At 37.2% G+C, this 10,243-nt stretch carries 6 protein-coding genes; all 6 read right to left on the reverse strand.

The window, feature by feature from the left end:
- Nucleotides 1-3: 3 nt before the first annotated feature.
- Nucleotides 4-3,855 carry a two-partner secretion domain-containing protein gene (locus ABXH34_RS04980; protein WP_353570765.1) on the reverse strand — a complete coding sequence of 1,284 codons (3,852 nt, stop codon included), beginning with the start codon at nucleotides 3,853-3,855 and terminating at the stop codon, nucleotides 4-6.
- Nucleotides 3,856-4,210: 355 nt separating this feature from the next.
- Nucleotides 4,211-6,211 (reverse strand): bifunctional diguanylate cyclase/phosphodiesterase, encoded by a 2,001-nt coding sequence (locus ABXH34_RS04985; RefSeq protein WP_353570766.1) that lies wholly within the window; start codon nucleotides 6,209-6,211, stop codon nucleotides 4,211-4,213.
- 102 nt (nucleotides 6,212-6,313) lie between these two features.
- Complete coding sequence (locus ABXH34_RS04990) at nucleotides 6,314-6,811, reverse strand: YfiR family protein (RefSeq protein ID WP_353570767.1); 498 nt, start codon at nucleotides 6,809-6,811, stop codon at nucleotides 6,314-6,316.
- Nucleotides 6,812-7,356: 545 nt separating this feature from the next.
- Nucleotides 7,357-9,567: a methyl-accepting chemotaxis protein gene (locus tag ABXH34_RS04995; RefSeq protein WP_353570768.1), complete on the reverse strand. Its 2,211-nt coding sequence runs from the start codon at nucleotides 9,565-9,567 to the stop codon at nucleotides 7,357-7,359.
- Nucleotides 9,568-9,619: 52 nt separating this feature from the next.
- Nucleotides 9,620-9,868 (reverse strand): DUF4351 domain-containing protein, encoded by a 249-nt coding sequence (locus tag ABXH34_RS05000; RefSeq protein WP_353570769.1) that lies wholly within the window; start codon nucleotides 9,866-9,868, stop codon nucleotides 9,620-9,622.
- Between the two features lie 95 nt (nucleotides 9,869-9,963).
- Nucleotides 9,964-10,167: a zinc ribbon domain-containing protein gene (locus tag ABXH34_RS05005; protein ID WP_353570770.1), complete on the reverse strand. Its 204-nt coding sequence runs from the start codon at nucleotides 10,165-10,167 to the stop codon at nucleotides 9,964-9,966.
- Nucleotides 10,168-10,243 lie beyond the last annotated feature (76 nt).

The raw sequence follows: 10,243 nt of genomic DNA on the forward strand, positions 1-10,243 counted from the left end.
GTTTTATTCGCAACTCAAAGAATGATTAGCAAAATTATTGTCCATACGGAAGGGTTGCCAATTGTCTAATGAGTCATTGATATAACGGTAAAAATTGGCTTTCAAACTAAAAGAAGCTTCCATTTTTGTTATAGCTTGAGCATGATGGCGTGATTGCTGACAAGGATCGACAATCTTAACCGCCTTTAAAAAATCCTTGGATAAGATCATTAAATTATTACTAATGGTCTCATCAGGTGGACTGACTTCTACATTACCATCAATTCCCAAATCAGAAGACGCGCTGATAAAGCTATTCGATGAGTTAATAAATTCATTCGCCACAATCAAAATATTGCCACCATATCCTTTATAAGCTTGTGCGGTAATACTAGATTGATTGAGTGTTAAAAATCGCGGTTCAGTAATACTTAAATCACCACCATTACCAGCCCCTTCTTGTACACTGGTTGATATCTGCGCATGGTCTAAAAACATCACACCTTGAGTCTCAATTTGAATACCTCCACCACCTGCACTGATTGATTCTGTGGTAATTTGACTGCCTTGAGAAAGATATAAACTATCACGAATATTAAGATTTAATTGACCTGCATTACCGCCTTTAATTTGAGTTAGCCATTGTCCATTATGATATACATAACTGGCGGCTTGTCCATTTTCAGCCTGTTCAACCGTAACCAAATCGCCATTTTGAGCCTGTAAGCCATCACGTTGTATAATATCGTCTACACGATAAGTTGCATTTAAAGCAATCCATTGCTGGCCGTCATAAATTTCAGTAATGCCTGATTCGCTTAGCTGCGTGGTATAGCCCGTATGAGCAACCTTTAATTCATTTTGCTCAGCCAAATTATCCACCGTATGGGTTTCATTATCACTTAAATCTAACCATTGACCATCATTGTAAATAAAATAATTGTTATGCTGACCCTCATTTAATACTGCCAGTGAACCATTCGAAATTGAGGTTGTTTCAGGCAAGATTTGTAGTTCAGCGATGCTATTCACTTCATAACGATGTAAACCAATTGGTTTGGCTAAATAAAAATTATTAAAAGGGTCTAATAATCCAGAATAAACATAAGTTGCGGGCTTACCATCCCCAGAATCTGCCACCCGCATCACCGTGCCATAAGGATAGGGGACAGGACGCTCAATCCCATCATACCAACCGTCAACCGCCGCAAATAAAGCTTCTTTGGTATCAAATTCTAATACACTTTGTGATTCATCAAATGCGGTCCAGACTTGGAATACACCATATAAATCTTCGTACATATATTTCAATCCAGTCTCTTCAACTCGCACTACATCGCCATTCCGAATTAAATAGGTTTTAGTCAGCTTCTGCAACGTTTCCATATCAGGTACGCTTTGAATGTAATTAATCCGCATCAAATTGTTGCCGCTATGTGCGTAATAAGCAATGCGCCCTCCACTGTCCAATACTTTAACCACATCACCAGCAACTAACATTTGTTGACTGCGTTCAGTTTCATTAGCATAAACATATTGATTGGTTGCCTGACTATCAGAAGTAATCAAAGCATTATCATCCATAACCAGTTTATTCAGAGTGAGGGAAATATTGCCTGCTTGTCCATCACCTGTACTTGAAGTTGAAATTTGAGCTTTATTAATTAAAGTCAGTTGGTTTGCAGAAATGCTGATTGAGCCGCCTTGGCCTGATTTTCCATCTGTACCCGTGGTACGTGCATAAATACCACTGGCAGATTGATTATAAGTTTGAGGGGAAAATTCAGATAGATAACGTAGTTGAGTATTACCCGCTTCTTTTATCGCAATCCCTTCAGCTGTACCAGAAATATGTGCATCGCCTTGCACCTCAATATGAATATCACCGCCTTGGGCTTGAATATTTGTATTGGTTTCAATCACCGCACCATGTTCAATAATGAGTGAACCTGTTTGCAAATCAATCAAACCGCTATTGCCTGTATTATTATCAACTCCGATTGAGCGTGCATAAATTCCTGAGCCGAAGCCTTCCCGATTTTCACCAAACTCATTGACACCTGACAATCGAGTTTCACCATTGACTCGAATAATAATTTGTCCCGCATCTCTGCTTTGTCCCCACGCGGGTGCATCAGAACTGCTGCTAATCAAACCTCCATCGGTTAAAATTAACTGCCCAGCTTCAACTTGAATTAAGCCACCTTTGCCTGATTCACTTTTTTCTAAACTCAACGAACCTGATTTAAGCGCACTGGCTTTGCCTTTGCCTTCTTGGCTAACACCTGAAATAGTCACTGTATCTGTGGCTTTTAAAATAATTCTGCCTGCATTGCCTAAATGATTTTTAGCGGTTGTATCGATGAATGCGCCGTCTCTTAAAGTAATATTTCGTGCTTCCACAATGGTATCGCCACCATTACCTTGCCCGATATAAGCATCTGAATACAAATGTATATTATCAATTAAATCAATATTTTCTGTAGCTTTGAGCTGGATGTTCCCACCTTGCCCAGAACCAAATACCCCGACATTAATCATCCCACCTGCCATTTCAATATTTTCTGCTTCAATAATAACGCGGCCACTGTCACCCGCATCTAGTTCTTGACTGTAAGCATTGACATAAATAATTGCATCTTTCAATTTAACTATTTGTTTGGCTTCGAGTTTAATATCACCACCATGACCTGAAGCATCGGCACTAGACTTTAAATCATTATCAATAATTTCAATCGAATTTGCTTGAATTTGAATATTGCCACCACGCCCTGAACCTTTGGTTTTAGAACTTAATGGATACGCTTGAATGCTGTCATTATTTTTACCTGAAATAGTGAAAGATTGGTTTGCTTGTAGTGAAATATGTGCACCCGTTCCATAACCCAAGGTTTGACTGCTGATCTGTGAACCTTGGATTAATCCAATATGTTCGGCCTGCACATCAATTGCCCCACCGCTAATATTACCTATTGAATGTGATTGTAATACACTGTCTTGTAAAACAAATTGTCCTGCACGAATCAAAATTTTGCCACCGCCTTGACCACTGACATCAAGCTTGGATTGTTGTTGGATATTAATATTGGCCAATTGTGAAAATTGGGATAGGTTCAAATCAGCATCATTTAAACTGAGTTCACCCACACCCGCCGTAGCAATTAAATTAAGCTGTCCATCGGGCGCAGATAACACAGGCAAACGTTGAGTCGAAATAATGGTTTTTCCACGACTATCTAACCAGCTGTTATAAAAAAAGCTGCCTTGTTGAATGTTAATCTCACCACCAATCAGAGATAGAGTCTGACCTGTTGGAACACTAAGACCTGTAGTGATATTGCTCGTTGATTCTAATTCCGCATAGCCTTGTACTTGAATTGGTGCAGCAGCTTGTAGAAAGCCAAAAGCACTGATTGGCGCGGCAGTTAATAAGCTATCTTGTGGATTTTTCGCATTGAACTGGCCGCCATCAGATAAACCAAAATAATGGGCGGTGGAAGCATGAAAGCTACCTTGAATATCTAAATGGGCATGTGCACCAAATTGCAGGCCAGCAGGGTTCAATAAATAGAAATGAGCATTGGGAATTATCGAACGGATTGTGCCATTAATAAAGCTTGGTTCTCCACCTGTGACCCGACTGATAATGTTTTGAATCTCAGGGCTGCCTGAGAAGGTGGCTATTTCATTTTGTTGTAGGTTAAATAGTTCAAAGCTGTGAAATAAATTATTGCCCACTCTTTGTCCAACAGTTTCAGGAATATTGCCATCAATTAGAGTATGAGATACAGGATTTAAAGAATGGTCTAGGGTAATCGTTGCATATAATGGTATGGGTAATATCAGAAAAAATACTAATAAATGATATGAGGTCATGGAGTTCACCTGCAATTAGGCTCAGGCAAGGCAAAACAATCGATTTGACCGTTATTATTATTGCTTACTCCCCAAGCAAATATAAAATATGTCACACATTTAGTGTGCGGTTAAATTGTTAAGATATTGTTTTTTTAACATTTTTCATTTCAAATCAAAGATTATTATTTTTTTAGAGTAGACTATTCTGTTTTGCATTTCCAGCTTATTTTACAACTCAGCACAGTTTATTAAATTATTTCAATAACCTGTAATGATTTGACTTAAGTTTGTAGAGGATATTAAGCTGGATTAATGAAGAATTGGGCAATCCTGTATTACAATTGACAGACTGACAAAGTTATTAATTCGTAAATTAAACTCTAGGATGAATCAAACTATAGCTCAATAATTCACGGAATTGCTTGGCTGGCATTGGGCGACCAAAGAGATAACCTTGTACATAATCACATTGATATTGATTAAGGAAAGTCAGTTGTTCACTGGTTTCAACTCCTTCTGCAACTACGCCTAATTTTAAGCTATGTGCCATAGCAATAATCGCTGTGACTAAGGCTTTATCGTCCACATCTTCATGAATATCTCGAATGAATGATTGGTCAATTTTTACCGTATCAATCGGAAAACGCTTTAAATAACTTAATGAAGAATAGCCTGTGCCAAAATCATCCATAGAAATTTGAATCCCCAATTTTTTCAATCCACGCAATGTTTCAATCGTATCTTCTGCGTTCGGCATAATGAGACTTTCAGTCAATTCTAATTCCAATCGTTCTGGATTCATTTCGGTCTCTTCGATCACATTAGCAATCGTAGACAATAGGTCTTCTTGGATAAACTGGCGTGCTGATAAATTGACAGAAACATGGAGTGGCGGACAGTTCATGGTTTGCCATAAACAATTTTCTTCGCAAGCTTGGCGTAACACCCATTCGCCTAAAGGCACGATTAAACCAATATCTTCTGCTAATGGAATAAATTCAGAAGGGGGGACGGATTTTAACTCAGGACTATGCCAACGCAACAAAGCCTCTGCTCCAACAATTTTATGACTAGGCATTGAGTAACGCGGCTGATACCAAACATCAAATTCATTTTGTTCCAATGCTTGGCGTAATTTATTTTCCATGCGTAAACGGGATACTGTCGCTATGTCCGTATTTTCAGTATAAAAGCAATATTGATTACGGCCTTGCTGCTTCGCACGGTACATGCCTACATCCGCTGTCTTCATCAATGTCACCACATTAACCCCATCTTTTGGATAAATGCTAATACCAATACTGGGTGTAGAATAAAGCTCATGTTCATTATATTTCAAAGCTTTATCAAATGACTTTAAAACTTTATTAGCAATTAATGCGGCATCAGTTGGAGATTGAAGATGGCGTAACAATAGAGTAAATTCATCGCCACCTAAACGGGCAACAGTATCTTCTGGCGCATGAGTACAAGCCAATAAACGCTTAGCAACTTGTTGTAATAAATAATCACCTGCGGTATGGCCTAAAGTATCATTGATATATTTAAACCGATCTAAATCAATAAATAAAATGGCGAGCATTTCTTGATTTACTTGCGCATGACTAATAGCTTGCTCAGTGCGCTTCATGAATAAAGCTCGGTTGGGTAAATGGGTTAATGCGTCGTGGTAAGCTTGGTAAGTCAACTGTTGATTGGCTTTTTTGAGCTCTTGGGTTCGTTTAGTAACAGTGAATTCAAGTTCTTCACGATGTTTTTCCAATTGCTCATCACGCTCTTGGATTGCCATTAACATGGTATTAAAACCCGACACTAAAATACCCAGTTCATCTTTGCTGGTAACATTAGCACGTACTGAATAATTTTTATGATGGGAAATTTGATGTGTAATTTTAACTAGCGACAAAATGGGTCGGGTAATAATATATTGTAAATAAGCAGATAAAATCAGCGCAATGAAGCCCGACACTAAAATAATCACCAAAGCAATGCTCATATAGTGTTGAATACGCTGATATAAAGCCCGCCGATTAAGTATCACCACTAAAGTACCTAATACTTCTTGATTCGGTGATAATATCGGTTGAGCATACTGTAAATACTGAGGTGAAGAGCTAAGTTTGTGGTTATGAGGTGAGCTAATTAAACCAAATTGGGGTAAATCTCTACGCATGTAGGTCGCAAATAGAGTTGGACCTTTGTATACTTGAGCCAGCACAACATTCACATTTTCACCTAGCCCCTTTAGAATTTCAGCTGTACCTTCAGCATCATCAAATTGTAAAAATGGCGTAAGGTTCACTTTTATAATATTGGTTTGTACTTCAAGGTTTTTCTCCATGGAGTTATTCAAGACCCATAAATCATTTACCATAAATGCGCCACTTGATAGTACAAGAACAAATAAACTGGTAAATAGTATAATTGTTGTAAGTTTATGGCGAATGGATAAGTCTTGAAAACCCACAGTACACCTCTATTGGCATTTTTTGGCAAGCCTCAGTAATTTACCTTGCAAAGAAACGCCTTGTTTTTTAGCTCGAATGTGATTAATGCAAAATTGATTTTTAGCAATAAATTCAATAATACCAACGTTTTTAGCAAAACTATTTTGATTACTCACAGTCAATACCTCTTGCAATTTTTTTGCGGCTGGCATCAGCGCACTGCCTTTATCAACATACAAAATTGAGCATATTGGTAATTGCGACTGTCTGGCAACCGTTTTGACGATAAGTGGACGACTTTTAATCATCTTTACACTTTTTATTTTGCTATTCAATTGGTTAAATACAGTCTTATTGCCAGCTACGCAAAATGTAATGGTTTTTGTTTGTTTCGACCATTTTACATATTGTGCAAAATTATAAATTTGCTCTGATTTTGTTGCGGCCAGCGTTCCTGAGGCATATACATTTGTCCACAGAATGATAGCACAACCAATCAGCAAAAAATGTTCCTTATAAAAAGACATATCATCAACTCTCTCTTGGTCAGTGGTCTGAGATGAGATAGAAACAACATACATCATAACAACAAGCAGTTTTATGGCTACGATTTGGTGAGTATTATTATTTCTGAAATTAAAACCTACCTATGAGCAATTCTAGTCATTTAGCTACTAAAGATGCTAGCAAGACTAAGACAAATGCGTTTATTTATTTTCTTGACGTGAATTTGAGTGTGCTTTTACAGATAAATGATTGTTTTGGAGGGATGGGCGGGCTTAGAAATAATGAGCTCATAAAAACTTTTAAAATCTATTCATTATTTGGATAAATAGCCTTTAAATGAGATAAAAGCCAAATATTTAAAACATAACACTATATTCAACTGAGTTTAAGCTGATTATAGGTAGTCATTTAACAGCTATAGTCAATTTCGGTTTGTATATTAGGACTGGCAGTCCTTTTATACTTTAAATATCAATTACTTTTGAAATCGAGGGCTGCTAGTCCTGTATCACTTTAAAATAAAAAAACTATAATTCTCATTTATCTTTCTTAAAAGCCAACTAAACTAGGCATTTGTTCGAAAAAATGCAGCATGTTGTTTTAATTTACTGGCCTTTTCTTGCATAATCTGACTTTGAGAGCTGGTATTTTCAACTAACGCAATATTTTGTTGGGTAATATGTTCCATTTCTTTCAATGCGCTATGAATTTTACCTATTTCTCCCAATTCTTCTTCGTTTGCAATCGAAATTTCTAAGATAAACTCGCTGATTTTTTGTACATCCATCAACATATTTTCCAGATTTTCACTGGATTGTTTCACTAGGATATTGCCTTCTTCTACTTTGACAACGCTATCTTGGATTAAGATTTTAATTTCATTCGCTGCTGATTTACTGCGCTGCGCTAAATTACGGACTTCGGTTGCAACCACAGCAAAGCCTCGACCTTGGTCTCCAGCTCTTGCCGCTTCGACCGCTGCATTAAGTGCAAGTAAATTGGTTTGAAATGCAATATTGTCAATAATGCTAATAATTTCAGACATTTTATGACTGCTGGCTTTAATATTATCCATGGCTTGCAACACACTTTTTACCATAATGGCATCTTGTTGTGCTTGTTCTTTGCTATCCATCGCAACATGAGTGGCTTGAGTCGCATTTTGAGCATTTTGTTGTAAGACTTTCGCCATGCGATGAATATGATTATTCAAAGTATTTAGTGCTGATGTTTGTTGGTCTGTGCGCTGTTTTAAATGTAGGTTATCTTGTAAAATAGTATCGGCCGCTTGGTGTACTGTATCCACAGCATCTTGAATAGACTGTAAAATATAAGTAAGTTGAGATACCGTCATATTGACATCTTGCTTGAGTTTTTCCAACGCGCCTGCATAGTTTTTATTGATATTTTGGGTTAAATCACCTTGTGCCATCGCGTCAAATACTGAAGTGAGTTCTTCTAAAATATGCTGATTAGTTTGCAAGGTATGGTTAATAATTTCTCCCATGACACGGAAAAAATCGGCTTTATCATCTAAATAAATTCGTTGACTAAAATCGCCTTGTGCAGCAGCTTCCATCACCGTATGCACTTCTTGTTTCGTCGCAAACTCAGCACTTTTATCAAAATATTCTTTAACCCAGCCTAAGCGTTGTCCTTCTTTATTAAAGACAGGGATGGTTACAACTTCCCAATGCATTTTATCAAATGTGATTTGGTCGGTATGTGTGTCTTTTAAATATATTAAAAATTTTCGTTGTAAATTAGGATCATGATGGATCATATCAATAGATGAGCCATATAATTTTAATATATCAAGATTGGGTAAATATTTTTGCAATGGCTGAGCATAAGCCTGAAATAAATCATGCGCTGATTTATTCACAAAAATAATTTGGAATTCATTATTCACAATAATGACGCTGGTTGCAGTATTGTACAACGCTTGGTTAATCCGCTGAGCTGATTCTTCGCGGGCTTGACTGGCTTCATATAATTGGCGAATATTATCCCGCATCAAATTGACTGCTTTGGCTATTTTACCAATTTCATCCCGACCAATAATAGGAAGCTGCTGATCGAGATTACCACCATCAATCATATCTTCAGTTGCAGTCAAAATGATATTAGCAGGGGTGGCAATGTAGTGATAACTGAGCCATAAAGCCAAGATTGATAAGATTATAAATAGCGCGAGTGTAATTGATAAAATAATTTTAAGTTCCGCAACTTTTTTAGCAGATTCAACTTCTAAAGCATTGGCTATTTTTATTGAGGCGTTAAAGAGTTCTGCCCATGATTGATGTAACAAATCAACTGCATCATAAAATTCATCAGAAATCACATCAATTTTAGGATTTAATAAAACCTGAATCGCTTGGTAAATCGGTTGCCAGTTTTTGTGTAAGGGGTTTAATTTGTCCACAATCTCAGGCAACGGTTTTGGAATTATAATTGATTGGTCAGCCGTATCTAATGTTGTGCCACCTTGCTGGAGTGCATTTAAGCTAGTGTTAAATAATTTAGACAGTTGTGATAGTTTTTGCTGAGGTTCTTCGGTTGTTGACTCACTTTCGAGTAACATGATGAGGTGATTGGTTTGGTTTTCCATCCGTACCACAAGCATAGATTGACGTGCTGCGATGCCGATCACACTCGCATCTGCTGATTGCAAATGTACAATATGAAATGTATAAGATACCGTTGCCAACATAAATAATACAAATAGACTAACGATAACTATAATTTTACCTTGGATGCTAGGAATCATGGACATTAAAGCTTCTACTTAGAAAGATGCGAAAAAATAATTTAATAATAGCAATTTCTTAACCATTATCAGTATTATCAAAAACTTCTTTTATACTAGAGGCAGTTAAAATACGTTCACTCCAAAGCTCTAGTTGCTCTAAATTGGCTTGCCTAATTTTATTGTTCAATTGTTCTGTTAGTGAGCCAAAACGCTTGGTCAGCAAACGCAGTAATAAATTTTGCTCGCCTTGTAATAGACCTAATTGTACTCCCTGCTGCATTCCTCTTTCAGTTGCAAGCCTTTCAACAGAAGTGACATAACGCACGGTTTGTTCCGTTACTATAAATCTGAACTAATCTGTTAGTTCAATTTATTCACATCGTCATCAACTGAGCAATGAAACATTGTCTGACAAGTCTGTTATGTGCGTTTAGGTGGGCTGTAACGTGTCCACACCATAGGTTTTAAGTTTAGAGCTGCATTGAGGTCACGGTCAATTTCTAAACCGCAATGACAATGATACGTTCTGTCACTTAAACGTAACTCTGTTTTAATTTGACCGCATTGTGAGCATGTTTTAGAGCTTGGAAAGAACCGATCAGCAATTACGTAATTCAGCTTTATATTTTATTTGTTGTCGTAAATAGCCAAATCCTGCATCAATGATGCTATGTGCTAACTTATGATTCTTCACCATGCC

This window comes from Candidatus Albibeggiatoa sp. nov. BB20, from assembly GCA_016744725.1.
Lineage (GTDB): Bacteria > Pseudomonadota > Gammaproteobacteria > Beggiatoales > Beggiatoaceae > Albibeggiatoa.

Bases quoted from the DNA above. Each gene is read 5' to 3' on its own strand.
- ABXH34_RS04990 (WP_353570767.1), bottom strand. From the start codon at position 6,811: ATGTCTTTTTATAAGGAACATTTTTTGCTGATTGGTTGTGCTATCATT.
- ABXH34_RS04980 (WP_353570765.1), bottom strand. From the start codon at position 3,855: ATGACCTCATATCATTTATTAGTATTTTTTCTGATATTACCCATACCA.
- ABXH34_RS04985 (WP_353570766.1), bottom strand. From the start codon at position 6,211: ATGGTAAATGATTTATGGGTCTTGAATAACTCCATGGAGAAAAACCTT.
- ABXH34_RS04995 (WP_353570768.1), bottom strand. From the start codon at position 9,567: ATGTCCATGATTCCTAGCATCCAAGGTAAAATTATAGTTATCGTTAGT.